Below are 23241 nucleotides of genomic sequence, written 5' to 3'. Positions count from 1 at the left end.
TATGATCCATTTACCGAACTACGCCACGCCGCTACAAAAGTTTTGGTTCTATGCCTTTCGAGTGATTTGTGGGCTGGTATTCTTCTTTTTGATTGCGCCGATTGTGGTGATTATTCCGCTGTCGTTTAACGCCGAGGACTTCTTTACTTTCACTAAGGAAATGATTGCTTTGGACCCGGCGGGGTATTCTTTGAAGCACTATGAGGACTTCTTTACTAACTCCGACTGGACTGGAGCGCTGTATAACTCGGTACGCATTGCACCGGTGGCAACCTTGCTGTCTGTAGGGCTTGGTACTTTGGCGGCCATTGGCTTAAGCCAATCCCATGTGCCGTTTAAGCGAGCCATCATGGCGATTCTGATTTCGCCGATGATTGTGCCATTGGTTATCTCTGCTGCGGGTATGTACTTCTTTTATAGCCGTATCGGATTACAAGGTACCTATTGGGGGGTTGTGCTTGCCCATGCGGTGTTGGGTATTCCGTTTGTGATCATTACCGTCACAGCCACCTTGGTGGGATTTGATCGCTCTTTAACACGGGCTGCGGCTAATTTGGGGGCGAACCCTGTTACCACCTTTTTCCGTATTCAAATGCCATTGATATTGCCGGGGATCATTTCCGGGGGCTTATTTGCCTTCATTACCTCATTTGATGAGGTGGTTGTGGTGCTGTTTGTCGGCTCCGCGAGTCAAAAGACCTTACCATGGCAGATGTTTACAGGACTGCGTGAGCAAATCAGTCCGACTATTTTGGCGGTGGCATCCATCATGGTGCTCTTGTCTATCTTGCTACTGGCTTTGGTCGAAATACTTCGCCGTCGTTCGGAGCGCATCCGAGGCATGTCGCCGGGCTAGTCTAGGAACGCACCTATGAATAAAAAAGGGCCGCAGTTTGCGGCCCTTTTTTGGTTAATTAGCCAAAGCGCTTTGCACCTGCCACACAGACAACGGCCATTTCAGGTGCTTGAGCAGGCTCTAGATCGCTTAACTCCTCACCTAGACGCCGCGGGTGACAATCAATAACGCAAAAAGCTCGGCTCCGCTTCCATAATCGCAAAGGTCAGCATCACTGGTATCGTCTGCAGCGACCTTAGCCCGGGAAGAGTGAACGTGTGAGCTCTGCGGCAGAAACAGGGCGGCAACCACTGACATTCTGTCCGGCCCACAATGGCGAAAAGTCACCTGAGCCTAGGCTCTCAGCTTGCTTACGAAGTGGGGCAAGCGCAGGGGTGGACAATGGAAAGGGGGGCGCGTCTTGGCTGATTGGCCCAAGCTCGTCCATGACTCTATTAATAATTCCCCGTGCCGCACCACCACTGAAGATATTGGTTAATGCCGTATATTTTGCCTGCTCTGATTGTAAAGCGGCCCGGTGAATGTCTGTTGTGTTGGCTTCGTCACACAGTAAATACCCTGTGCCGATTTGAGCACCGGAGGCTCCCAAGGCCAGTGCTGCGGCGACACCCTGAGCATCGGCAATCCCACCGGCCGCGATCACTGGAACAGAAACGGCTCTGGCGATCTGTGGCACTAAGGCAAATGTGCCTACTTGTGTGGTGAGGTCTTTTGACAGGAAGAATCCACGATGGCCGCCCGCTTCGATGCCCTGAGCAATAATGGCATCTACGCCTCGCTCTTCGAGCCAAAGGGCCTCTTCAACCGTGGTGGCACTGGAAAGAATTTTACTGCCCCAGCTACGGATGCGTTGCATCAGCGCTGGGGAGGGTAAGCCAAAGTGAAAGCTGACAATGGGCGGTTTAAATGGCTCTAAAACATCCGCCATAGCGTCGCTGAAAGGTGCTCGACTTGCTCCGGTTGGTGCGTCATTTGGGTCAACACCAAGCTCTTGGTAGTAAGGGGCTAAGGTAGTACGCCAGCGAGCTTCAATCTCCGGATCAGGCGTAGGAGGCGTATGGCAGAAGAAATTTACGTTGTAAGGCTTGTCAGTCTTGCTGGTCAAGGCGGTTAACTCGGCCGCTAAGCTTTCGGCGTTTAACATAGCGCAGGGCAGCGATCCTAAACCGCCAGCGTTGGAAACCGCTACGGCCAGTTTATGGTCTTGAACCCCTGCCATGGGTGCTTGAATGATGGGTAGTTCAATACCCAATAAGGTTTGAATAGACACTTAAAATCCCTCTTCTTATTGTTTCGCTGCGTCATTTTTAATGGGCTAGCAGGATTTCTCAAAGATACGCTGGCTCTTATTGGTGATGAATCCCAGCGCCTGGTAAAACTGGTGTGCGTCTGTCCTAAGTTCATTACAGCGAACTCTGACTGTACCATCCACTTGGGTAAGAACTTCCTGCACCAACGCATTGGCAATCCCTTGGCGGCGAACGTTGGGAGCCACCACTAAACCGCCAATTTCATAAAACGACGCTGAGGCCAACCGTTGCGCCCAAAAAGCGTGAATCCAACCCACTAACTCACCGTCTTTTAGGGCAACAAACACCATATCATTGGGGGAATCTAGCAGCTCCTCTAAAGCCTGTTGGGTGTCCGCAAGGGATTGATCACCATAGCCCAAATACTGAGACACCCTATGGATGCCTATCGTATCACTTGGCTCGGCAGCACGGATCAAAAGCGTCATGGAGTCACCTCTATGGGTTAATGATGTTTTGCACAACCGCCTGCTTTCACGACTCTCTGGGTGGAAGCGGGATTGTTCACTAGCTTATCTGCAGGACGAATCGGGCGAGGAACCAAGTTGCCACCACAATTTGGGCAGATATCTTTAAGTACATCGCTTTTGCAAGTGGCGCAAAAAGTACACTCAAAGGTACAAATAAATGCCTCGTTAGAGTCTGGTGGAAGATCTTTATCACAACATTCGCAATTTGGGCGAAGCTCTAACATGGTGGACTCCTTTTAGATAATTTGGGCTAGAACCCGTAGTCGCGTTCTACTTTTGCAATGCGTACCTGATAGCTGTCATACCAACGTTCGCGGCCAGTGCGTTGGGCCTTTAGGTGTTCCGTATTGGCTTTCCATTGCTTAATGGATTCGAGATCCGACCAATAGGATACCGTAATGCCTACTTCTTCGCGGGCGGATTCGACGCCTAAAAAGCCTGACTGCTGTGCGGCGAGCTCAACCATCTTAACAGCCATTTCTCCGTAACCATCATCCCCTTGGGTGCGCAGGGACGTGAAAATGACTGCGTAATAAGGAGGCTTTGGGGTGTTGGCAAAGAGAGATGATTTTGAGTCGGTTAAATTGGACATGCTTAAGCTTCCTTGTACCAAGCTCTATGATCGAAGCAACTGAATCACTACTGGTTCAGTGGACACTTCCAAGTCACCTAGAGTGTACCACACAGACATTCTTATGCTTAGAGTGGTGATCTCTTGCGCAAATGAATAGCTTCTAGTTCATGTTAAGTTGTAAAAGACTATTTTATCAGCTAGCCTGTATTCACTTGGATACGGATGTTGACCATGTATAGCATTAAACTCACGGAAGAATTTGATGTTTGGCTCAGTGGCTTAAAAGACAATGTGGCCCGATTACGACTTGCTCGACGTTTGGAGAAAGCGTCTCGTGGAGCGTTGGGAGATGTGAAGACTGTCGGTGCAGGCGTATTTGAGATGCGAGAGCATTTTGGTCCAGGTTGACGTATGTATTACGTTCAGCAAGGCGACACCTTGATCATCATGCTTGCAGGTGGTGATAAGTCTTCCCAGAGTCGAGATATAACAAGAGCTAAGCAAATTGCGAACAATTTAAAGGAGGTGCGATTATGAGCAGTCCAGTATTGAAAAACTTTGATATGGCTGAGCAACTGCGTGATGACGCGGATATCGCAGCATACTTATCGATGGTGTTAGACGAAGGCGATACCGAAGAATTAATTGCGGCAATTGGTCATATTGCCAAAGCGAGAGGTATGACCCAGATTGCGAAGGAAAGCGGTCTTGGACGAGAAAGCTTATATAAGGCATTGCGCTCAGGTTCGCGACCCCAATTCGACACGATTTTGAAAGTGTTAAAAGCGCTCGGATTAGAGCTAAAAATTGTTGGTTAACATGACCTTATCCCCGCCAGCTTCAGGGTGAGCAGGGACAAGTCGAAACAATGGCGCTTACAGCACAGTGCCTTCTGGCAAAGTAACAAAGATCGAATGGCGGATTTCGTTATTCAGCGCCTTGGAGCAGTGGCCTTCTCCTTCCGTATCTTCTAGCAACAGCACGTCACCGCCCGCGAACTGACGGGTCTCACCAGAGGAAACGGTGAATTCACAGTGGCCTTTTAAAATGAACAATACTTGCCGCTGTGGCGCGGGGTGCCATTTAAAATCGTAGTCCCCAGGGGTTTCTCGGAAAATCATATCCCCTGCGGCGAAGCGTTCAGACAGCATGCCAATGGGGCCACCATCACGTACGGGAATAGTCACCTCGCCAAAGTGGCTTTTGCCCTGATCGTCGTTATAAATGCGTGTAAATTGCATGGTAAATTCCTGTAAGTTATTTAAGGGGGCAGATCCCTTAAGCGTCTTATGGTATCGCCTTCGCACTGCTCTCTTTAAAGGGATCTGACCCCTTTTCAGCTGGTTTTAAATTCGCTACTTCAAGTTCTGTAACGTGTGGCTTAGCACAGCTAAGGTGACGGCCACGTCTGAGGTCTCAATCGCTTCCGCTGGATGATGGCTAATACCTTTGTCACAGCGCATAAACAGCATGGCTACGGGGCAAATGTCCGCGATGGCCATGGCGTCATGTCCCGCTCCAGAAAACAGCGTATGAGACGTGATGCCTTGGGCTTCAATGGCTTGGCGTAAGCTGGCTTGCATCCCTTGGTCGCAATGGACGGCATTGGCAGCATGGGTAGGTTCGCGTTTTAACGTCACCTTACGACGCTCGGCAATGTCAGCAAATTGAGCCAAAATATCGGTCAATGCCACGTCTCGACGGTCATCAAATTCGCTGCGAATGTCTAACGAAAAAGTGGTGGCCCCAGAGATCACATTGACCCCATTTGGACGGTTATTGATTTGACCAACGGTGGCAACCACCCCGTGTTTGATCGCACAGGACTCTACCGCCAAGATCATTTCACTGGTGGCAGCAAGTGCGTCTAAACGCAGTGGCATAGGCACAGTGCCCGCGTGTCCTGCCATACCAGTGACGGAAAATTCAAAACGCTTGGCCCCAGCTATGGCGCTGACCACGCCTACTGGTAGATCTAAGTCTTCCAGTACCGGACCTTGCTCAATATGAAGCTCTAGGTAGCCCGCCAGATTATCCGTAGGGATAGCGGCTTCGGGGATGGCGTCAAAGGACAGTCCAAAGTCTTGTAGGGCTTGGGCAAGGCTGATGCCATTTTCGTCTTCTAGGTCAGCCCAGCTGCTTGGCCATTGGCCTGTGAGGGCGCGGCTGCCTAACAGGGTCGAGCGAAAGCGAGTGCCTTCTTCGTCACCAAAACCCACCACATCCAAGTGAAATGGCAAACGAACCTTGGCGGCTTGCAGGGCCGCAATCAAGGTCACCGGAGCCACCACACCTAACATGCCGTCGTATTTGCCACCGTTAGGGACGGTGTCTAAATGACTGCCCATGATAAAGCGCGGGGCGTCGGGGGTGCTGGCTTCCCAGCGTCCCCAGAGGTTGCCTGCCTGGTCTTGCCAAGTGCTCATGCCCGCCTCTTTCATCCAGTCTCCCACTAAGGCATTGGCCTGCTGGTGTTCTGGTGTCAGGTAGCGACGGTCAAGGTGTTCGCTGGATTGGCTAATTTTGCCTAGGGTCTCCAAGCGATCCATCACCTGCTGAGCAAGTTGCTGGAAATCCTTCATAGACTGCCCTTGCCATTGGCCGCGGCGTCAGCATATACAGCCAACGCAGCGTCTACCCCTGCGCCAGCGGGGAGTGAGAAGCCAGCGCGGCGTAACACGGTTTCTAGAGATTGCAGGGTATGCAATACGGCATCTTGGCGAGCATTGTAGCCCATGGTGCCGATGCGCCAGATTTTGCCTTTTAATGGGCCGAAGCTGGTGCCGATTTCGATGTTAAAGATGTTTAGCAGGTCATGACGAATTTGCTCGCCATCCACCATGTCAGGGATGTAAACCCCCACCACGTTAGTCATCTTGTGTTTTAGGTCACCAAATGGCTTCAATCCCATGGCTTGAATGCCTTTAAGCATGGCTGTGCCAGCATTCACGTGGCGTTGTAATACTGCGTCTTGACCTTCCGTTAGCAGGCCCACGGCACATTCCCGAGAGCCAAATAGCATGGTAGCCGCTTCAGTATGGTGGTTAAGACGTTCGTCGCCCCAGTAATCCATGATCATAGCCAAGTCAAAGTAGTTTGAGCGGATACGCTGGCCTTTTGCGTCTTGGTGATGGCTGTCACGAATCCCGGCTTCCACGTGTTGGCGTTTGCGTACCGCCTCAACAAAACGATCACTCATGGAGATAGGGGCGCTGCCAGATGGGCCACCCAGACATTTTTGTAGACCAACGGTCACAGCATCCACTTGCCACGCATCGGTTTCAAATGGGTTGCCACCGATGGACGCTGTGGCATCCGTGTAAAACAACACATCGTGGGCGCGGCAAATGGCGCCTAGTTCTTCCAGAGGCTGCAACATGGTGGTTGACGTATCCCCTTGCACAATGGCCAGCACTTTTGGCTGGACACGCTTAATCGCGTCTTCGATCTGTTGCGGATCAAACACTTCGCCCCAAGGCACTTCAATGGTGTGTACTTCCGCATCGGCACGCTCTGCGATCTCGGTCAGTAGATGGCCGAAGCGACCGAAGACAGGCACCAGTACCTTATCTCCTGGCTCTAAAACCGATACCAAGGCAGCTTCGATGCCTGCACGGGAAGTGCCATCGATCAAGAAGGTCTGTTGGTTTTGAGTTTTGAATACCTGACGGTAAAGCGCCATGGTTTCGTTCATGTAACCCGTCATGGCTGGGTCATATTGACCCACCAACTGAGTGGACATGGCCTGCAATACGCGTGGGTAGCAGTTAATTGGGCCGGGACCCATTAGCAATCTTGGGGGTAAAGACAATGGCTGCATCAGGGGCTCCTAGGCTAAAACTTGGTACAACATACGTACACCTGTGAAGATGAGTACGATGGCGAAGACTTTTTTCAACATGGCCGCATTCAAGCGGTGTGCAAGACCAGCACCCACAGGGGCAAACAAGACAGTTAACGGAATAATGCAGGCTGCACCCACTAGGTTAACTAGACCCACTGTGCCAAAAGGCGAATCAATTGGGGTTTGGCCAACGATCAACATGGTGACCGCGGCAGGCAAAGAAATGATCAAACCCACTGCTGCTGCAGTACCGACTGCACGGTGAGCAGGGTAGTTACAGAACGTCAGTGTTGGGACGGTGAGGGTACCGCCACCGATGCCGACCATAGAGCTGAAGAAGCCAATGCAAGTTGCAATGATGCTTTGGCCCCCTTTGCCTGGCAAAGATTGAAACAAGGCGTCTTTTTTACCCAGCAACATATTGATGGCGGACAGGGTGGCGATCACACCAAATAATAGGGTAAGCCATTGGCCGTCTACTTGAGTTACCACATAGCTACCAATTAACACGCCTAAAAAGATAAACACGCCCCATTGCTTCAGCAGCGCGAAGTCCACGTTGCCTTTAGCGCTGTGCGCGCGAATAGAGCTGATAGAGGTGGGAATAATGGTCGCAAGAGAGGTGGCCGTGGCCACTAACATGGCGGTATCTGCACTGACGCCAAGGCCTTGATACAGGAAGAACAGCACCGGCACGATGACGATGCCGCCTCCTACGCCCAGTAATCCTGCGAGAATACCAGCAATGACGCCTGTGCCCATCATGGCGAGAATCATGGAATAGTTTTCCATTATGAATGACATCTTACGCTTACTCCTAACATTCGGTGTTAATTGACGATTTACGTCTACTGTGTGATTGATTGGGTGTCGCAGGCTATGGCGGCGCCATCGCTGCGAGGGTCTGTGGCCGCTTCGGTTTGGCCATCAGGTTTGAGCACCACCGCGCCAGCGTGCCCCATGAGTTCGTTGCAGGCATCGACGACGACCATGTCGTGGCCTCGCTGAATCAAGGTGTTGCCTGCCAGCTCGGCGAAATCGGCTTCAACCTTGAGGTTATGGCTGACATCCCCCCAAGTGCGACCTAGCAGCCAGCGTCCTTCGCTGATGGCCTTTTCTAGGGGCATCTTATGGTAAACATAGCGACTAAATAGCGCTGCTTGGGTTTGTGGCTGGCCTTCCCCTCCCATGGTGCCGTAGCTGATACGACGGCCATCGGACAGTTCGGCAAAGGCCGGGTTTAATGTATGAAATGGCTTTAAATTGGGCTTAAGTTCTTGCAAATGGCCCGCTTCTAAACTAAAGGATGAACCTCGGTTATTCCAAACAATGCCGGTACTTGGGCTAACAATGCCGCTGCCAAATTCCCAGTACAAGCTCTGAATGTAGCTCACCATGCGTCCTTCTGCGTCACAGGCTCCCATCCAAATGGTATCCCCGTGTTTTGCCGCATGGGGCCAAGGCTGAGCCGTGTTGAGTTGGATCTTCTCAACCATGCTGTCTAGTGAGGCGTCACTTAGTAGGTCTTGTAAATCCAAGGCCAAACGAGCGGTATCCGTGACGTATTCATTACGGGCGATAAAGGCTTGTTTCGTGGCTTCAATCAGCAAGTGGGCCATGTCCACATCACTGCCGTCTCCTAACGCGTGGATACGGTCGTATAGAGCCAAGATGATCAAGGAGGCAATGCCTTGTGTCGGCGCGGGTAAATTGTAAAGGGTGCCGGCTTGGGTGGTGACACTTAATGGCGTTACTTGTTCTGCACGGTAATTATGAAAATCGGCTAATCGAATAGGAGAGCCCGCGGCTTCCAAATCGGCAGCTAACCGCTCGGCAATAGCGCCCTGATAAAAATCGTCTAATCCCACCTCTGCGAGGTGTTTTAAGGTCTCAGCAAGGGTGGTTAACGACAGTGTTTTGCCTGCAGTTAAGGTCTGATTATCATCTAAAAACTGAGAAAAACCCGGCAACATCGCTAAATCTGCATGAACTTTGTTGCTTGCCGCTTGTAAGCTTTCGGTGATCTGGATGCCTGACTCAGCGTGGTTAATGGCGTTGCTCAATAGACTGCTAAGTGACTTAGGTGTTTGCCAAAAAGCACTGATGTCCAACGCCTTTTGCCAACCTGCCACGGCACCTGCCATGGTCAATGCTGCTTTGCCGCCACGGGCAGGAATAGAATCTTCCCCTTGGTAAAAATCGAGAGTGGCCAACTGTGCAGCCTTACCTGATGCATCGATGCCAATAGGGGCTTTACCCGGCTCGCTAATCAGCCAAAAGCCATCGCCACCAAGGCCATTCATATGGGGGTATACCACAGCAATGGTGGCCGCAGCCGCAACCATGGCTTCAATAGCGGTGCCACCTTGTTCGAGAATGGCTTGTCCAGCTTTAGTGGCTTCGTGGTGGGGCGCGGTAAAAGCGATATGAGCCATGGGTTACTCCATTAACGATTTAGCAAAAGCGATTAACGACAAATCACTGCCCCGTGGGCCGATGAGGGACACGCCACAGGGAGCGCCTTCTATCTCGCAAACAGGAAGGTGCAGTTGTGGGTAACCACATAAGCCAGCGATGGCGGTCAGTTCTAGTAACTGGTTGCGATAGTCGGCCAGCTCAGCGTCTGCCATGGTTAACTCCGGAGCGCGCCCCGGTGTTGTTGGCAGGATTAAAATACTGTCTTGGATCGCCTCATCCATCCACGCGCGAAAGGCGGCTTGCTGGGTTTTGGCTTGTTCAACATCACTGGCCGTTAGGGTCTTGGTCCATTCAAATCGGCTGGCAATGTCAGGGGCAAAGTCTGGATCATGTTGGATGATCCAAGCACCGTGGGTTTGCCAAATCTCAGCCCCTTGTAGGGTGCGGAAGGTGGCGCCTGTTTGCCAATGTATTGGATCAATTTCCAAGGAGCCGTCTAAGGTCAGTTTACCCGCTTGTTGCCAATCGTTTAGCTGCTGTGCAAGCTCGACCTTGTGCTCTACTTGGTTCATTAAGGTGTTTGCAATCAACACCTTAGATAACTTTGGTTGCTGATTAGGTAGCAGTGACTGGGCCACTTTTTCAAGACTTGGCAGGGTGCGGGTCATAAAACCAACGGTGTCGAACGATGGTGCCAAAGCGACCATATTGTCCGCAGGGATGGCCCCATGAGTAGGGCGTAAACCGTATAAGCCGTTATAGCTGGACGGCACACGAATAGAGCCACCAGTGTCGGTACCAAGACCAATGTCTGCTAAATCTTGGGACACAGCCACCGCTGAACCTGATGACGACCCACCTGGGAGGCGGTTAGGGGTCACCGGGTTTTGCGGTGTTCCGTAATGAATGTTTTGTCCGTTAAGGCTATAAGCCAGTTCATCAGTAATGGTTTTGCCCACGAAGGTGGCACCATCGGCGATGAGTTTGCTAACACAGGAAGCGGTGTGTGTTGGTGTTGCATGAGTCGCAAGCCAAGTTGGGTTGCCCGCTGTAGTGGGCAAGCCTGCCATATGAAACAAGTCTTTCACCGCTAAACGAAAACTTTGCAGAGGCTGCGACTGAACCTCAGCACCTGCGGGGGCTGAATAAGCGGTCGGCAAACGCAAAAAAGGATGTTGAACGAGTGAATGTTTCATGGATGCTCCTGTGTATTTTTTTATGAAACAATTGTTTCGTGATCTTGTCAACTGAAACAAGCGGCTAGTCGTTTTTTGTTAGCGTTGCCAAAATTCCGCTGGAAAATCCCCTAAACGAAAGCCTGCAATCTTGTGAACTTCCTTCAGCGCCCGATCAAACTCTGTGTCACGGTCGTTTGGAACTCGTTCTTTGAAACCTGCCAAGATTTGTTCTTTGGTGGCGCCTTTCACGGCCATGATGAAGGGAAAACCAAACTTGCTCCGGTAGGTGTTGTTGAGTTCGGTGAAGGTGGCCAGTTCATCAGGGGAGCATTGGTCTAGCCCGGCACCCGCCTGTTCACTGGTGCTGGCGTGAGTCAGCTCACCCGCTAAAGCGGCCTTGCCTGCTAAGTCTGGGTGGGCACATAGTAAAGCCAGTTTGCGCTCATGGTCTGCTTGGTCCACCAAGGCCTGCATGGCGTCTCGCACTGCATCGTGAAGGGGAAGCGAGCTGGATGCTAGGGCGTTACGTTGTTCGAACACGCCTTCAGCAACCCATTCGGAGTGCTCATAGATGTCTTTTAAGGCATTGATAAAGCTGGCTTTATCTAGGGAAAGAAGTGACCCATTGGTGGTCGTCATGGTTGGTTTCCTTGTGTAATGGCCATCATGAATGGCATGTTTTTTGTTTTGGCACTGTTCACTTTTGCGTTGGGAAAGCGCTTAATTTTAAGATCTTCGCCCACCCGTTCACTTTAAAATGTTAGGAATCAGCATGGGAAATTTAACAACACATATTCTAGATACTACCTGTGGCCTTGCGGCGCCAGGGGTGCACATTCGATTGTCACGAGTGAATGGGGATGGTACTCGTACAGAGTTACATACAACCCTCTCAAATGAGGACGGTCGCTGTGATGCCCCTTTGCTAAGCGGTGAATCGTTTGTTTCAGGACAATACGAACTAGAGTTCGCTATTGGCGATTATTTCGCTGCAAAGGACGTTCCCATGTCTGAGCCACGCTTCTTAGATGTGGTCGTGCTGCGCTTCGGTATTGCCGATGAAGACAGTCATTACCACGTGCCATTACTTGTGACGCCTTATTCCTACAGCACTTACCGCGGTAGCTAGTTATTGCATTGTCTTTGTGCGCCTCGCTCCATGGTGGTGCAATGGCGCGGTTGGTTTGACCTTGAATCAGATGTTTCAGATTTCGCCGCAAACCCTTTGAAATTATTGTTTCATAAAAAATAATGCGGAAACAATCGTTTTAGGTATGAATCTTGCCCTAGCAGAAGAATAGATTTGTTTTGCATTGAAGAGGAAAACCATGAAAGCAATCATCATTGGCGCAGGTATTGGCGGCATGTCGGCAGCCGTCGCGTTGAAACAAAAAGGCATTGAGTGTGAGATCTTTGAAGCAGTCAAAGAGATGAAGCCTGTCGGTGCAGCGATTTCGATTTGGTCCAATGGTGTCAAATGCATGAACCATCTAGGGATGGGGAAAATCATGGATGACTTGGGTGGGCCGATGCGCAAGATGGCCTATAACGAAGGTTTGTCCGGTGCCACCATGACCCAATTTAGTTTGGCTCCCTTGGTGGAAGAGGTTGGCGAGCGTCCGTGTCCGGTTGCTCGAGCGGATCTTCAAGCACAGATGATCGATTGGTGGGGACGTGACAAGGTCAACTTTGGTAAGCGCCTTGAATCCGTCTCCCAAGACAAAGAAGGTGTCACCGCCACCTTTACCGATGGCTCCACCGCTTCCGCTGACTTTATGATCGCCGCAGATGGCGCTCACTCGATTGCCCGCGAATACGTCTTGGGTGAGAAGGTTGAACGACGCTACGCAGGCTATGTGAATTGGAATGGCTTGGTAGAGGTCGATGATGCCATTGCCCCTGCCGACCAGTGGACTATGTTTGTGGCCGATGGCAAACGCGTTTCAGTAATGCCGATTGCAGACAACCGCTTTTACTTCTTCTTTGATGTGCCTCTGCCTCTTGGGCTTGAGCAAGATCGATCCACGGTGAAGGCTGACCTAAAAGGCTATTTTGATGGTTGGGCGCAACCCGTACAGACATTAATCGATGCTATTAACCCAGATACCACCAACCGCATTGAGATCCACGATGTTGAGCCGTTCCGCCCATTGGTGAAAGGTAAGGTGGCTTTATTAGGGGATGCGGGACACAGCACTACGCCAGACATTGGCCAAGGTGGTTGTGCGGCCATGGAGGATTCTGTGGTACTGGGGCAGTGCTTTGCCGAGACACAAGACATTGAAATGGCCTTGGCCCAGTACAACGATGCGCGAGTAGAGCGTGTTAAGGATTTAGTACTCAAGGCCCGTGTTCGCTGTGACGTGACCCATGGCTTCAACCCGGAAGTCACTCAGGCATGGTACGACGAACTGCGGGAAGAGACAGGTACTGGCATTATGCAGGGACTGTCGAAAACCATATTAGGTGGGCCCTTAGGCTAACCTATGACCGTTTGACATAATGATTTGGGGCTTCGGCCCCTTTTTTTGGCCAATACAAAATTGTAGGAGCTGATTGCATCAGCGACGAGGTCAGCATCCCAGATGCCAGGCAGAAGTGTCCTCAAGAACTGGCTCTTCTGTAGGTCGTGATTCATCGCGACAACGCCCCAGCAACCTCTGCGACAAACAGAAATGGCCGAGATTGAACCCCAGTTCTAGTTTGGTGCACTGAAACAAGTGTTTCGCTCCCAGTTGGAACGAGTGTTTCTTGTGTTGCTTCCGTTCTTCCTTCCTGTCGATCAATAAAACCATTTAAATCATAGGGTTAAATTCATTTTTAAGCTTGGTGTAAAGCTGGAACGATTGTTGCTTAATGGTAAATATATGAAACGATAGTCTCACAACCCTGTACTTACCATTGGAGAGTTGAATATGAAAGCAGCACTGAAGGTCTCACTACTGGCTACTATGATGGCGAGCTCCGCAGCGATGGCGGCGGATAAGGTGACATTCCAGTTAGATTGGTTGCCAGGTGGTGATAAAGCGCCTGTTTATGTGGGTATTCAACAGGGGTTCTTTGCAGAACAAGACTTAGAAGTCTCCATCGCCAGTGGTCGTGGCTCTACCGACGCTTTGACTAAGATGGCTACGGGTCAGTCCGATGTGGGCAGTTCAGATATTGGTGCTTTGATGGCAGCAAAAGCTCAGGACGGCATCCCGGTCGTTGCTGTGTTCCCGTATTTCACCCAAGCTCCCCATGCTTTCTTTGCTTTGAAAAGTTCAGGCATTGACTCGATCGAAGATCTAAAAGGTAAAAAAGTCGCCACGTCACCCTTCACGTCTTCAAATGCGTTTTTACCTTTAGTGCTAAAGGAAAACGGTTTATCAGAGGATGATATCCAGCTTGTGAAAACCGATCCAGGTGCCCTAGGCCCAATGATGATCACAGGTAACACAGATGCCATCATCGCCTGGGTCACCAACACCGCTTTGTTCACTACCCAAGCCGCGGAAGCGGGCAAAGAAATTGTAGAAATGCCTTGGTCGAGCGCGGGCTTGTCTTTGTACAGCTCGTCTTTGTTGGCGTCTGAGCGCTTCTTAAGCGAGCGTCCTGACGTGGCAAAACGTTTTGTGAAGGCTTTTGCTAAGTCCCTTGAGTTTACTTACGCCAATCCAGCTCAAGCCGGTGCAGACATTCACGCCATGGTGCCAGAAGTGGACGCGGACATTGCGGCAGCTCAGATCGAGAGCATCACTAACCTTGTTTATAACGATGTCACAGAAGCCGATGGTTTTGGCGTCTTCACCCCAGAGCGTATTCAACAAACTTGGACATACGTGTCAGAAGCGAACGGTTTGAGCGAGGATGCCCTAGATCCTCAAACAGCTGTCAACATGAGCTTCATGCCGGAGTAATGGTAATGGAAAGTAGTAAACAAGCAGCCTATGTGAGCATGAAGGGAGTGGGTCATCGCTATGACCCGCGTCCAGAAGCACCAATGGCTGTGCAAGATATTGATTTAGACATTCACCGTCACGAGTTCGTGGCGGTGGTGGGCCCTTCTGGCTGCGGCAAGTCTACCTTGTTGCGCATGGTGTCAGGCTTATTGATCCCCTCCCATGGGGAAGTGTCGGTGTTTAATCGCCAAGTGACTGAGCCCCGTGATGACGTGGGCATTGTGTTTCAAAAGGCAAACTTATTGCCTTGGCTGACGGTGCGCAAGAATGTGCTGTTTCCGTTGAAGCATAAGTACGGCAGCTACTCTAAGGAAGACGAGAAACGTGCAGAAGAGCTGCTGCAGATGGCGGGATTGACGCAATTTGCAGACAAGATGCCGGATGAACTCTCCGGAGGTATGCAGCAACGGGTGGGGATTGTCCGTGCTTTGTTGTTGAACCCAGATATCTTGCTAATGGATGAGCCCTTCTCTGCGTTGGACGCTTTGACCCGTGAGCAGATTGGTTTTGATTTGCTGAAAATTTGGGAAGAAAACCCCAAAACCGTTTTGTTTATCACCCACTCCATTAGTGAGGCGGTGCTCTTGTCGGACCGTATTTTGGTCATGAGTAAACGTCCCGGTACGGTGCTGGATTTAATTGAAGTGGATTTACCACGACCACGTACGAGTAAGACCATCAACGAACCACGCTTTGTAGAACTGACTGATTTAATTCGAGGGCATATTTATGAGCCAAACGTACCAGCCTAAATCTTGGATTGGCCAGCAGGCGTATCGTTATGCGCCAGTCATGTTCTTTGTGGGTTTGATCGCTTTGTGGGAACTGATTTGTCAGGTGGGTAAGGTGCCTAATTACATTCTGCCTTCCCCTTCGGCGATCATTAAAGCGTTTTTCGATGTGTCCTTTGACCGTTGGTTAGGGCATTTGTGGGCGACCTTGAGGGTTGCGTTAATGGGCTTTGCTTTGTCTATTGCCATCGCGATCCCGTTATCCATTGCCATGATTCGCTCTGAGTTATTGAATCGTACTCTGTATCCATTACTGATCGTGATCCAATCCACCCCAGTTGTGGCGGTGGCCCCTTTGATCATTGTATTGCTGGGTACGGATGATCCGTCTCGGGTGTTGATCACTTGCTTGATCACCTTCTTCCCGCTGGTAGTGTCGGCCACAACGGGTATGTTGGAAACACCACCTGAAATGATTGAGCTGAGCCAGTCTCTGCGTGCTCCTCGCTACCGTGAAACTTGGCAGATCCGTATTCCTTACGCGATCCCCCATATTTTCAGTGGTTTACGTGTTTCCATCACCTTGGCCATTATTGGCGCGGTGGTTGCAGAGTTTGTGGCAGCAGAAGAAGGTTTGGGCTATTTCATCCAGTTTTCCACCTCCTTCTTTAAGATCCCACAAGCCTTTGCAGGTTTGATCTTCTTAGCGGGTATCAGTTTGCTGCTGTTCAAATCAGTGCAGTGGATTCAAGCTTGGTGGTTCCCTTGGAGCTTGCCAAAGAAAAAGCATTAAGCCGTTAAGAAAAGGTTGTTGAACATGTTAAACGCGAAAGACGAAGCCCTGTTACGCCGTAGTTTTGAATTGGCGGACGACGCCAAAAAACAGGGCATTCACCCCTTTGCCGCCATCCTTGTTGATGGCGAAGGCAATGAGTTGATGAGCCAAGTGAATGGCTATTTGCCAGATCTGGATATGACAGGCCACGCAGAGCGTAAGTTAATGACCCGTGCCAGCAAGGCCTACCGTCCAGAGTTCTTGGCAAGCTGTACCATGTATGTGTCGGCGGAACCCTGTGCCATGTGTTCGGGGGCCGCTTATTGGGCGGGGATTGGACGTGTGGTGTATGGCTTGAGCGAAGCTCGATTAAAAATCATCACTGGTAATCACCCAGAAAACCCAACGTTAGATTTGCCTTGCCGTGCGGTATTCGAAGCCGGTCAGCGCAAGGTGGAAGTGGTCGGCCCTTGTCTTGAGGACGAAGCGGCGGCCTTGCAAGAAGGTGTGTGGTAAGCATTCGCTAACCTCACACAGACAATTTAAATCAACGGAGTAGAAGCAGTCAGGCCCTTGGCCAGGTCATTGCTCCAGAATTTTTAGGAGACTCTTATGACTCAATCCTATTCTCTGGAAGAACTGCAACGTGAAACCACCTTTGGTGGCGCGGGCATTGAAGCCGACGACCGCCAAGTGCCCATTATTGATCTGAGTAACTTCGAAGAGCGCCGCGCTGAAATCGCCGATGAACTGTGGCAAGCCGCCACTGAAATTGGCTTTTTTCAGTTGAAAAACCACGGTATTGAACAACCGGAAGTGGACGCTGTTTTTCACGAAGCGGATCGTTTCTTTAAGTTATCTGATGCCGTAAAAGGCCAATACCCACGTCCAAAAGGTGTGAATGCTGGCTGGGAAACCCGCAGCCAAATTCGCCCTTCAACGGGCACCGCGGATCAAAAAGAATCCTACCAAATCACCCAATACCACATGGATGGTCTATGGCCAACGGAAGCCGAACTACCGAATTTCCAAGCCAACGTCATGCGCTTTGAGCAGCAATGTTGGGAAGTGGGCATGCAGGTGTTGTCCTGTTTTGCGGACAAGCTTGGTTTTGAGCGTGATTTTTTCACCAAAGCCCATGATCCTAAGCAAGACGATTACCAATCAACCTTGCGCCTGTTGCATTACTACCCAACGGAAGGTGTGACAGAACAAGGGGATATTTGGCGCGCAGGGGCTCACACGGACTTTGACTGTTTGACGCTTTTGTTTCAACACGAAGGCCATGGCGGTTTGCAAGTGTGTCCGGGCAAAGAAGCGGACACTAAACGCTGGACCAGCATTCCGCCCCTACCGGAAGTGATCACTTGCAACATCGGTGACATGCTAATGCGTTGGAGCGACGATCAGCTCAACTCCAACCTGCACCGTGTACGCTTACCACGAGTGGATGAATACTGTGGTAGTCGTTACTCTGTGGCCTTCTTTTGTCAGGCGAATAAGAATCAAATGATCCAAGGCCCTAACCAGCGCTACCAGCCAATTTCTGCTCAGGATTTCTTGAACCAGCGTATTCAAGCAAACTTCACCAAAGCAGACGCTTAAGCGCAACAATGACCTCCTCAAACGGGGAGGTCATCTCTTCATTTTAGGGGTCGAGCAGAGCGCTCCCATGGACGTGATTTGCCAAAGGGATTACTCTTTGTGCTTACCATTTGATTTAGGTTTCCATGCGATGTCTGCTCCGAAGCGCCCGATTAATGTTCACCAGTCTTACCATGCTCACGTTTATTTCGACGAGCAGACCGTTCAATTTGCCACAGATCTATGCCATCAAGCCGGGGAGACGTTTGGTCTTAAGGTGGGCCGTGTTCATGAAAAACTTGTAGGGCCCCACATGCGCTGGAGTTGTCAGATCTTGTTTGGCCATGAGGTGTTTGATGAGTTTTTGAGCTGGTTGGATGCCCATCGAGGGGGCTTAAGTGTTCTGGTACATGGGGACACAGGGGATAATTACGAAGATCACACAACCCATGCCTATTGGCTGGGGGAAGAAGTGGACATCAATCTGAGCCATTTTGAACGAAACAGATGACTCCTTGAACCTGTAAAACAGCCGCTAATAAAGCGGCTGTTGTGTTTCTAAGACAGGGTACAAAACAGGTTAGGGCTCTAGCTCATCCAGCTCTGTGTAAATATTAGAGATGGCCTGAGTGCGGCGTTGAGCATTTTTGCCGATGTGGCGATAGACCCGATTGCACAGCATGGACACCAGACTCATGGGGGCAGCGTAGCTGTCGAATGGGCTGTCATTACCAAGGTGGCAAACCAGTACATGATTCACTTGCTGGTTGTACACCTGTCCTGTCGGGTCGGTAATCAAGATGGTGTTACGGCCTTCCAATGCTTCCACGATCTTTTTGAAAGTGCGAGTCCGGCGGCGGAAGCCAAATAATACGATCACTTCCCCATCTATGATGTCATGTAGGTCCTCTCCTAGGGTTTGTCCCGGTTGCGGCAAAAGGCGAATGGAGGGACGAACCTGCTGTAATTGCTGGCGAAAGTGTAGGGCAATCGGGTAGGCATTACGAAAACCAATCAAGGTCACCCGGCTGGCACCGGCGATTTGTGCACTGATGTCGTTCAAAATCTCCGGGCGTAACCCTTCAAAGGTGCGCGACAGGTTGCTTAGCTCCTCTGCGGTTTGATCAATATTACTACCTTGAGTTAATACGGGGACACCGCTCTCACGAAGTGCCAATTGTGCTTGTTTGGCATCCTGCTGTGACTCAAACCCTAGCTGGCGAAAGAAACGGCTCACCGTCGCTTTGGACGTATTGGTTTTCTCAGCGATTTCCGCTGAGGTTTGGCTCACAATCGCCAGCGGGTGCTGCTGCAAGTAGTTTGCAATGGCACGGGCTGAAGGCGACAGCGAAGGGTAATTTTGTTCAATTAACGAAAGTACATCCTGCTTCACGATGAGTTGATAGCCTTATTAAGTAAGTGAATGGTATATACGGTAATCTAAAGCGGGTTTTGTGCCAACTGAGATTATTTCTCATGGCACTTTTGTTTCATCATTCCACGAAGCAGTATTACTTTGACCGACACCTATTCACAGCCTACACAGCAATTGCTAAATGAGCTAAAGCCCATTAGCGAGCAGATGAAGCAAGAATGGGTGCGTAAAGACCCCAAACTATTTTACAGGGTTATCAAGAGGCTCAGAGAGCCCCTTGAAATGTCACTTCCACCCGTAATCCTGGATGATTGTCTGACAGGGTGACCTTGCCCCCATGGAAACGAGCAATGGCTTGTACTAGGGGCAAACCAAGGCCATAGCCAGGGCTGGTACGGCTAGACTCCATGCGGTACAAGCGCTGGAACACCTTGTCTCGATAGGCTTCGGGAATCCCGGGGCCATTATCTGCCACAATGAAGCCGGTAGGGGTCACCTCTAGTTGTATTTGAGCGCCTTCTCCAGCGTACTTCACTGCATTTTCAAGGGTGTTAAAAAGCGCTCGGAACACTAGGGTTCTATCCCCTTTTAATGAGGTGCTGCTGAAACTTGCTTGAGTCAAAGTCAGGGTTTGCTGCTGAGCTTGGAGCAAGGGCTGAATCAGGTCCACCGCGTCGCTGGTAATGTCTTCCATATCCAAGTTTACAAGGGCCTTGTTCGCTTGTTTGTGCTCTAGGCGGCTAAGCTCCAACATGGAACTAAAGGTCGTTAGAATGTTGTCTAACTCTTCCAGCATGGTGTGAAGGGTGTGTTCGGATACTGGGTGTTTAGAATGCTCAATCAGGCTGCTTTCTAGCATCAAACGTAAACGCCCTAATGGGGTCCGCAAGTCATGGGCAATGGCATCCGTCACCCCAGAGACCGCTTGGAAGGAATGTTCCACTTGGTTCAGCATGCGGTTGATGTTTTGGGCCAACAAGTCGAATTCGTCGTCCCGTTCACTGGTGGGCATCCGCGCACCGAGATCCCCTCGCTGCACCTCTCCTGCAATCTGGTTAAAGCCTTTAATACGTGTCAGCAGCTGACGGGAAATATAGCGCCCAGAAAACAGCCCTAAGAAGATGGTTAAGATCAAGGCCACGACGCTGGCATGCATAAAGCGTGTTTGTAAAAAGTGCAGGGTACCATTGTCCGTAGCCACCAACATGATGCCTTGGCCGACTCGAGCGACACAACCAGAGAACACTCGCAGATCGTCCTCTCCTGTTTCCACTAAAAAGGTACTCTGTCGCGGGCAGCGAGATAAGCGAGAAGGAATACTACTTAAAATGCCAAGGGAGTAATCAGGGCTTTGAAACGCCAAAATTGGATTGGCCCTTTGTTGGGTCTGTACGGTTAATTGGCGTAAGAATTCCTCGGAAGACAGCTCTCGACTGAGAAGGTTTTGCTGCTGAATGGTGAGCCTAAGCTGATGCGCTTGGTTGCGGCTGATTTCACCCACGCTCAGTTGATAGAGCACAAACAACAAGCAGCTGATTAAGATCAGCAGCAAGGAGGTGAATAAAAAGGTAAAGCGCCAGGCGAAACTAGAGAATCGTTTTATCAACCAAGCGGTAGCCGACGCCACGTATGGTTTCAATAATCGTCGGAAGATCATCAGCTTCTACCTTTTTACGTAAGCGTGCCACATGCACGTCAATCACATTTGTTTGTGGGTCAAAGTCATAGTTCCAAACGGCTTCAAACAGTAGCGTGCGCGTGACTACCTGTCCTGGATGTTCCATAAGGTACTGTAATATTTGGAATTCTTTAGGCTGCAAGGGGATGTTTTGGCCAGCCCTTGTTACTTCACGGGTGAGAAGATTCATAGTGAGATCGCCGCTTTGTAATTGAGACGTTGGAGCGGCGCTGGGTGCAGAATGACGCTTTAGGAGGATCTCAACCCGAGCCAACAATTCCGAGAAGGAAAAGGGCTTAACAAGGTAATCATCTCCGCCTTTGCGCAGACCTTTAACCCGTTCGTCTACGGAATCTAAGGCGCTCAGGATTAATACTGGCAGCTCTTTGTTTGCGGCACGAAGGGTGCCAAGCACCGTTAGTCCATCCAGCTTAGGCAGCATGCGATCTAATATGATCAGTTGATAGTCTATCTCAAGGGCTTGAAACAGGGCTTCCTGACCATCGCTGGCAACATCCACTTGATAGCCTTGTTCTGTGAGGCCTTTCTTTAAAAAGCTTTGAGTGACTTGATCGTCTTCAACTACAAGAATACGCACTGTGTTCTCTCATATGACTAAAGCCGTTGCTTAGGGCAACGGCTTTGCAAAGGTTAGACCCAAGTGTCGCTTAGCGACGCATTGATGGCACTTGCTCACCGGATAGGGCATCGATTAGCAAACGACGCTCTTTACCTGGACCCATGTATTCTACCTTGTAAAAGGTGAGGCCGCGCTTGTTTTCTAGCTCAATGGATTCAATGTAAGCATCTGAGTGATTGCGGGCAATTTCTAGGGCTTTGTCCATGGAAATGGCGCTTTCTGCTTGTACGGCTTTTACTGCCGCCGCGTCATCGTCATCCAATTTGCTGAAACCCAATACATTCAAAGAACGTTTGTTGTACTCGGTTTCTTGCTTGCCACGTAGGGTGTAAGACGCTTTGTGACCTTCGCCAGCATCCAAGTCGATGGCTTTCACTTCGTACACTATGCTGTGTTTTTTGTCGTCTAATTCTACCTCAACCACGGTGCCAGAGTATTTGCTACGGAATTCAGCAATAACATCTTCCATGCTGGTGTCGGCGGATTTCAGGGCTAGCATTTCCAGTTCATTGTCACGGTGCTTACGACCCTCTTTTTTGTCGAACTTATGATCCCGTTCCATTTCATGGCCACGGTCGCGGTCATGCATACGCTCTTTTTCCCAATCATCAGCAGACGCAGGACCTGCGAACATAAGTGCAGAAGTCAATGCTGCGTACATAGATAGAGTGGTAACAGTGCTAGTGGCGATGATGCCGTATTTTGATTTGCGGTTCATGATGTAATCCTCTGTTTCGTGATCCTGACATGCACTATAGCCAACCATGCTTAACGCTAAGGTGGACGACACATTAAACTTTTTTAATGTATTGAAATTCTCCTTAGGGCGTGTCTTTGCATTATGTTGGTGCGGCTTTATCTGCTTGAGCGTCACAATGGTTCTTAAATAAATTTGACTTATCGGTCAAATACTTACGTCGAAATGGAAGGTGAAAATAAAGAAAAGTAAGTAATAGCTGATACTTATGTCTCAAAATGCACTTTGTGTGAAACGTTAGTTTCATATTGGCATACGGATTGCTAACTCTGTTTCACAACGACATAAAATGAAACGAGGCAAACCCAACATGAAATCACTTAAGAAACTGCTAGGAAAAACCCTTCTCGCTACCGCATGCTTAGGCACTGCCATGACTGCAGCAGCTGATGTGCTGAGCGACATCAAATCCCGTGACGAGATTCGTATCGCTGTGCCACAGGATTTCCCTCCATTTGGCTCTGTGGGTGCGGATTTGAAACCTCAGGGTATCGATGTGGACATGGCTAACTACATTGCGGATCAACTGGGTGTGGATCTGACCATTGTGCCAGTGACCAGCGCGAACCGAATTCCTTACCTACAAACCAACAAGGTAGATTTGGTGATTTCTAGCTTGGGTAAAAACCCTGAGCGTGAAAAAGCCATCGACTTCTCTACTCCTTATGCTCCTTTCTTCTTAGGTGTATTTGGTGAAAAAAGTGTTGCCGTGGGCTCTCTACAGGATTTATCGGGTAAAACAGTGGGTGTAACACGCGGTTCAGTAGAAGATCTTGAGCTGGAAAAAAATGCACCGAGCGATGTCACCGTGCAGCGTTTTGAAGACAACAACACTACTTTGACGGCTTACCTGTCTGGCCAAGTGAACTTGATCGCAACGGGTAACCTAGTGGCGACAGAAATCGCAAAACGCCGTCCAGCCCGTGCGCCAGAAGCGAAATTCATGTTGAAAGATTCTCCTTGCTACATCGGTATGGCGAAAGGCGAAACAGCCCTGCAAGCGGAAGTAAATGCCATCATTGCTAAAGCGCTATCTGAAGGCACTCTAAACGATATTTCCATGAAATGGTTGAAAGCGCCACTGCCTAAAGGCTTCGGTGCATAAGGCTT

General features: G+C 50.1%; 28 protein-coding genes. 13 read left to right on the top strand and 15 right to left on the bottom strand.

Features of this window, described 5'->3' with window-relative positions; all coding sequences use genetic code 11:
• Position 1 precedes the first annotated feature (1 nt).
• Entirely contained in the window at positions 2-856 is an 855-nt protein-coding gene (locus ACZ5DR_RS04480) for an ABC transporter permease (RefSeq protein ID WP_377366326.1), read from the top strand.
• Positions 857-871: 15 nt separating this feature from the next.
• Positions 872-1024 carry a hypothetical protein gene (locus ACZ5DR_RS04475; RefSeq protein WP_377366327.1) on the top strand — a complete coding sequence of 51 codons (153 nt, stop codon included), beginning with the start codon at positions 872-874 and terminating at the stop codon, positions 1022-1024.
• A 67-nt stretch (positions 1025-1091) separates the two neighbouring features.
• On the opposite strand, the gene ACZ5DR_RS04470 is transcribed toward ACZ5DR_RS04475, so the two are convergent.
• From ACZ5DR_RS04470 to ACZ5DR_RS04455, 4 genes are read right to left on the bottom strand one after another with little or no spacing between them, the layout of a single operon-like run.
• Complete coding sequence (locus ACZ5DR_RS04470; RefSeq protein ID WP_377366328.1) at positions 1092-2126, bottom strand: NAD(P)H-dependent flavin oxidoreductase; 1035 nt, start codon at positions 2124-2126, stop codon at positions 1092-1094.
• A 45-nt stretch (positions 2127-2171) separates the two neighbouring features.
• On the bottom strand, positions 2172-2594 hold the full coding sequence (locus tag ACZ5DR_RS04465; RefSeq protein ID WP_377366329.1) for a GNAT family N-acetyltransferase: 423 nt from the start codon (positions 2592-2594) through the stop codon (positions 2172-2174).
• Positions 2595-2611: 17 nt separating this feature from the next.
• A complete protein-coding gene (locus tag ACZ5DR_RS04460; RefSeq protein ID WP_377366330.1) occupies positions 2612-2860 on the bottom strand; it encodes a DUF1272 domain-containing protein in 249 nt (82 codons plus the stop codon).
• 26 nt (positions 2861-2886) lie between these two features.
• Entirely contained in the window at positions 2887-3228 is a 342-nt protein-coding gene (locus ACZ5DR_RS04455; protein WP_377366331.1) for an antibiotic biosynthesis monooxygenase family protein, read from the bottom strand.
• Between the two features lie 213 nt (positions 3229-3441).
• Here ACZ5DR_RS04455 and ACZ5DR_RS04450 point away from each other — a divergent pair, with 213 nt between their 5' ends.
• Both ACZ5DR_RS04450 and ACZ5DR_RS04445 read left to right on the top strand, forming a co-directional pair.
• Entirely contained in the window at positions 3442-3618 is a 177-nt protein-coding gene (locus ACZ5DR_RS04450; protein WP_377366332.1) for a type II toxin-antitoxin system RelE/ParE family toxin, read from the top strand.
• Positions 3619-3743: 125 nt separating this feature from the next.
• On the top strand, positions 3744-4028 hold the full coding sequence (locus tag ACZ5DR_RS04445; protein ID WP_377366333.1) for an addiction module antidote protein: 285 nt from the start codon (positions 3744-3746) through the stop codon (positions 4026-4028).
• Between the two features lie 57 nt (positions 4029-4085).
• Here ACZ5DR_RS04445 and ACZ5DR_RS04440 read toward each other — a convergent pair whose 3' ends face one another.
• The 7 genes from ACZ5DR_RS04440 to uraD all read right to left on the bottom strand — a co-directional run bounded on the left by ACZ5DR_RS04440 (position 4086) and on the right by uraD (position 11289).
• Positions 4086-4451, bottom strand: coding sequence for a cupin domain-containing protein (locus ACZ5DR_RS04440; RefSeq protein ID WP_377366334.1), 366 nt, complete (start codon positions 4449-4451; stop codon positions 4086-4088).
• A gap of 114 nt (positions 4452-4565) precedes the next feature.
• Positions 4566-5792, bottom strand: coding sequence for an allantoate amidohydrolase (locus tag ACZ5DR_RS04435; protein WP_377366335.1), 1227 nt, complete (start codon positions 5790-5792; stop codon positions 4566-4568).
• Complete coding sequence (locus tag ACZ5DR_RS04430; RefSeq protein ID WP_377366336.1) at positions 5789-7030, bottom strand: pyridoxal-phosphate-dependent aminotransferase family protein; 1242 nt, start codon at positions 7028-7030, stop codon at positions 5789-5791. Before ACZ5DR_RS04430 ends, ACZ5DR_RS04435 begins: the two co-directional genes overlap by 4 nt.
• 9 nt (positions 7031-7039) lie before the next feature.
• The gene (locus tag ACZ5DR_RS04425; protein ID WP_377366337.1) at positions 7040-7858 is read right to left on the bottom strand and encodes a sulfite exporter TauE/SafE family protein; all 819 of its coding nucleotides are present in this window, start codon (positions 7856-7858) and stop codon (positions 7040-7042) included.
• A gap of 44 nt (positions 7859-7902) precedes the next feature.
• Entirely contained in the window at positions 7903-9489 is a 1587-nt protein-coding gene (locus ACZ5DR_RS04420; protein WP_377366338.1) for a gamma-glutamyltransferase family protein, read from the bottom strand.
• A 3-nt stretch (positions 9490-9492) separates the two neighbouring features.
• Entirely contained in the window at positions 9493-10668 is a 1176-nt protein-coding gene (locus ACZ5DR_RS04415; RefSeq protein ID WP_377366339.1) for an amidase, read from the bottom strand.
• Between the two features lie 78 nt (positions 10669-10746).
• Positions 10747-11289: a 2-oxo-4-hydroxy-4-carboxy-5-ureidoimidazoline decarboxylase gene (uraD, locus tag ACZ5DR_RS04410; protein WP_377366340.1), complete on the bottom strand. Its 543-nt coding sequence runs from the start codon at positions 11287-11289 to the stop codon at positions 10747-10749.
• A 133-nt stretch (positions 11290-11422) separates the two neighbouring features.
• Between uraD and uraH the strand changes: the two genes are divergently transcribed.
• The 8 genes from uraH (at position 11423) to ACZ5DR_RS04370 (ending at position 18192) form a co-directional block, all read left to right on the top strand.
• The gene (uraH, locus tag ACZ5DR_RS04405) at positions 11423-11779 is read left to right on the top strand and encodes a hydroxyisourate hydrolase (protein ID WP_377366341.1); all 357 of its coding nucleotides are present in this window, start codon (positions 11423-11425) and stop codon (positions 11777-11779) included.
• Positions 11780-11978: 199 nt separating this feature from the next.
• Positions 11979-13133: an FAD-dependent urate hydroxylase HpxO gene (gene hpxO / locus ACZ5DR_RS04400; protein ID WP_377366342.1), complete on the top strand. Its 1155-nt coding sequence runs from the start codon at positions 11979-11981 to the stop codon at positions 13131-13133.
• A 432-nt stretch (positions 13134-13565) separates the two neighbouring features.
• Positions 13566-14549: an ABC transporter substrate-binding protein gene (locus ACZ5DR_RS04395; RefSeq protein WP_377366343.1), complete on the top strand. Its 984-nt coding sequence runs from the start codon at positions 13566-13568 to the stop codon at positions 14547-14549.
• 5 nt (positions 14550-14554) lie between these two features.
• The gene (locus ACZ5DR_RS04390; RefSeq protein ID WP_377366344.1) at positions 14555-15343 is read left to right on the top strand and encodes an ABC transporter ATP-binding protein; all 789 of its coding nucleotides are present in this window, start codon (positions 14555-14557) and stop codon (positions 15341-15343) included.
• On the top strand, positions 15321-16115 hold the full coding sequence (locus tag ACZ5DR_RS04385) for an ABC transporter permease (protein ID WP_377366345.1): 795 nt from the start codon (positions 15321-15323) through the stop codon (positions 16113-16115). Before ACZ5DR_RS04390 ends, ACZ5DR_RS04385 begins: the two co-directional genes overlap by 23 nt.
• Before the next feature lie 24 nt (positions 16116-16139).
• Entirely contained in the window at positions 16140-16613 is a 474-nt protein-coding gene (locus ACZ5DR_RS04380; protein ID WP_377366346.1) for a nucleoside deaminase, read from the top strand.
• A 96-nt stretch (positions 16614-16709) separates the two neighbouring features.
• Complete coding sequence (locus tag ACZ5DR_RS04375; protein WP_377366347.1) at positions 16710-17702, top strand: isopenicillin N synthase family dioxygenase; 993 nt, start codon at positions 16710-16712, stop codon at positions 17700-17702.
• A gap of 67 nt (positions 17703-17769) precedes the next feature.
• Positions 17770-18192, top strand: coding sequence for a DOPA 4,5-dioxygenase family protein (locus ACZ5DR_RS04370; RefSeq protein WP_377366348.1), 423 nt, complete (start codon positions 17770-17772; stop codon positions 18190-18192).
• A gap of 69 nt (positions 18193-18261) precedes the next feature.
• Here the strand turns inward: ACZ5DR_RS04370 and ACZ5DR_RS04365 are convergent, their stop codons facing one another.
• From ACZ5DR_RS04365 to ACZ5DR_RS04350, 4 genes are all read right to left on the bottom strand, one after another.
• Positions 18262-19074 carry a MurR/RpiR family transcriptional regulator gene (locus ACZ5DR_RS04365; RefSeq protein WP_377366349.1) on the bottom strand — a complete coding sequence of 271 codons (813 nt, stop codon included), beginning with the start codon at positions 19072-19074 and terminating at the stop codon, positions 18262-18264.
• A 247-nt stretch (positions 19075-19321) separates the two neighbouring features.
• Positions 19322-20713, bottom strand: coding sequence for an ATP-binding protein (locus ACZ5DR_RS04360; protein WP_377366350.1), 1392 nt, complete (start codon positions 20711-20713; stop codon positions 19322-19324).
• Positions 20643-21332: a response regulator transcription factor gene (locus ACZ5DR_RS04355; RefSeq protein WP_377366351.1), complete on the bottom strand. Its 690-nt coding sequence runs from the start codon at positions 21330-21332 to the stop codon at positions 20643-20645. Before ACZ5DR_RS04355 ends, ACZ5DR_RS04360 begins: the two co-directional genes overlap by 71 nt.
• Before the next feature lie 70 nt (positions 21333-21402).
• Positions 21403-22092: a PepSY domain-containing protein gene (locus tag ACZ5DR_RS04350; RefSeq protein ID WP_377366352.1), complete on the bottom strand. Its 690-nt coding sequence runs from the start codon at positions 22090-22092 to the stop codon at positions 21403-21405.
• A 349-nt stretch (positions 22093-22441) separates the two neighbouring features.
• On the opposite strand from ACZ5DR_RS04350, the gene ACZ5DR_RS04345 reads away from it, so the two are divergent.
• Positions 22442-23236 carry a transporter substrate-binding domain-containing protein gene (locus ACZ5DR_RS04345; protein WP_377366353.1) on the top strand — a complete coding sequence of 265 codons (795 nt, stop codon included), beginning with the start codon at positions 22442-22444 and terminating at the stop codon, positions 23234-23236.
• The last annotated feature ends 5 nt before the right edge of the window (positions 23237-23241 follow it).

This window comes from Marinomonas vaga (assembly GCF_055388305.1).
Note: the sequence above shows the minus strand (reverse complement) of the source record. Positions and strands in the feature narration are given on the sequence as shown.

Bases quoted from the DNA above. Each gene is read 5' to 3' on its own strand.
- ACZ5DR_RS04445 (WP_377366333.1), top strand. From the start codon at position 3,744: ATGAGCAGTCCAGTATTGAAAAACTTTGATATGGCTGAGCAACTGCGT.
- ACZ5DR_RS04360 (WP_377366350.1), bottom strand. From the start codon at position 20,713: ATGATCTTCCGACGATTATTGAAACCATACGTGGCGTCGGCTACCGCT.
- uraH (WP_377366341.1), top strand. From the start codon at position 11,423: ATGGGAAATTTAACAACACATATTCTAGATACTACCTGTGGCCTTGCG.
- ACZ5DR_RS04435 (WP_377366335.1), bottom strand. From the start codon at position 5,792: ATGAAGGATTTCCAGCAACTTGCTCAGCAGGTGATGGATCGCTTGGAG.
- ACZ5DR_RS04415 (WP_377366339.1), bottom strand. From the start codon at position 10,668: ATGAAACATTCACTCGTTCAACATCCTTTTTTGCGTTTGCCGACCGCT.
- ACZ5DR_RS04425 (WP_377366337.1), bottom strand. From the start codon at position 7,858: ATGTCATTCATAATGGAAAACTATTCCATGATTCTCGCCATGATGGGC.
- hpxO (WP_377366342.1), top strand. From the start codon at position 11,979: ATGAAAGCAATCATCATTGGCGCAGGTATTGGCGGCATGTCGGCAGCC.
- ACZ5DR_RS04395 (WP_377366343.1), top strand. From the start codon at position 13,566: ATGAAAGCAGCACTGAAGGTCTCACTACTGGCTACTATGATGGCGAGC.
- ACZ5DR_RS04480 (WP_377366326.1), top strand. From the start codon at position 2: ATGATCCATTTACCGAACTACGCCACGCCGCTACAAAAGTTTTGGTTC.
- ACZ5DR_RS04465 (WP_377366329.1), bottom strand. From the start codon at position 2,594: ATGACGCTTTTGATCCGTGCTGCCGAGCCAAGTGATACGATAGGCATC.
- ACZ5DR_RS04390 (WP_377366344.1), top strand. From the start codon at position 14,555: ATGGAAAGTAGTAAACAAGCAGCCTATGTGAGCATGAAGGGAGTGGGT.
- ACZ5DR_RS04370 (WP_377366348.1), top strand. From the start codon at position 17,770: ATGGACGTGATTTGCCAAAGGGATTACTCTTTGTGCTTACCATTTGAT.
- ACZ5DR_RS04460 (WP_377366330.1), bottom strand. From the start codon at position 2,860: ATGTTAGAGCTTCGCCCAAATTGCGAATGTTGTGATAAAGATCTTCCA.
- ACZ5DR_RS04375 (WP_377366347.1), top strand. From the start codon at position 16,710: ATGACTCAATCCTATTCTCTGGAAGAACTGCAACGTGAAACCACCTTT.
- ACZ5DR_RS04380 (WP_377366346.1), top strand. From the start codon at position 16,140: ATGTTAAACGCGAAAGACGAAGCCCTGTTACGCCGTAGTTTTGAATTG.
- ACZ5DR_RS04385 (WP_377366345.1), top strand. From the start codon at position 15,321: ATGAGCCAAACGTACCAGCCTAAATCTTGGATTGGCCAGCAGGCGTAT.
- ACZ5DR_RS04350 (WP_377366352.1), bottom strand. From the start codon at position 22,092: ATGAACCGCAAATCAAAATACGGCATCATCGCCACTAGCACTGTTACC.
- ACZ5DR_RS04475 (WP_377366327.1), top strand. From the start codon at position 872: ATGAATAAAAAAGGGCCGCAGTTTGCGGCCCTTTTTTGGTTAATTAGC.
- ACZ5DR_RS04440 (WP_377366334.1), bottom strand. From the start codon at position 4,451: ATGCAATTTACACGCATTTATAACGACGATCAGGGCAAAAGCCACTTT.
- ACZ5DR_RS04345 (WP_377366353.1), top strand. From the start codon at position 22,442: ATGAAATCACTTAAGAAACTGCTAGGAAAAACCCTTCTCGCTACCGCA.
- ACZ5DR_RS04450 (WP_377366332.1), top strand. From the start codon at position 3,442: ATGTATAGCATTAAACTCACGGAAGAATTTGATGTTTGGCTCAGTGGC.
- ACZ5DR_RS04420 (WP_377366338.1), bottom strand. From the start codon at position 9,489: ATGGCTCATATCGCTTTTACCGCGCCCCACCACGAAGCCACTAAAGCT.
- uraD (WP_377366340.1), bottom strand. From the start codon at position 11,289: ATGACGACCACCAATGGGTCACTTCTTTCCCTAGATAAAGCCAGCTTT.
- ACZ5DR_RS04455 (WP_377366331.1), bottom strand. From the start codon at position 3,228: ATGTCCAATTTAACCGACTCAAAATCATCTCTCTTTGCCAACACCCCA.
- ACZ5DR_RS04430 (WP_377366336.1), bottom strand. From the start codon at position 7,030: ATGCAGCCATTGTCTTTACCCCCAAGATTGCTAATGGGTCCCGGCCCA.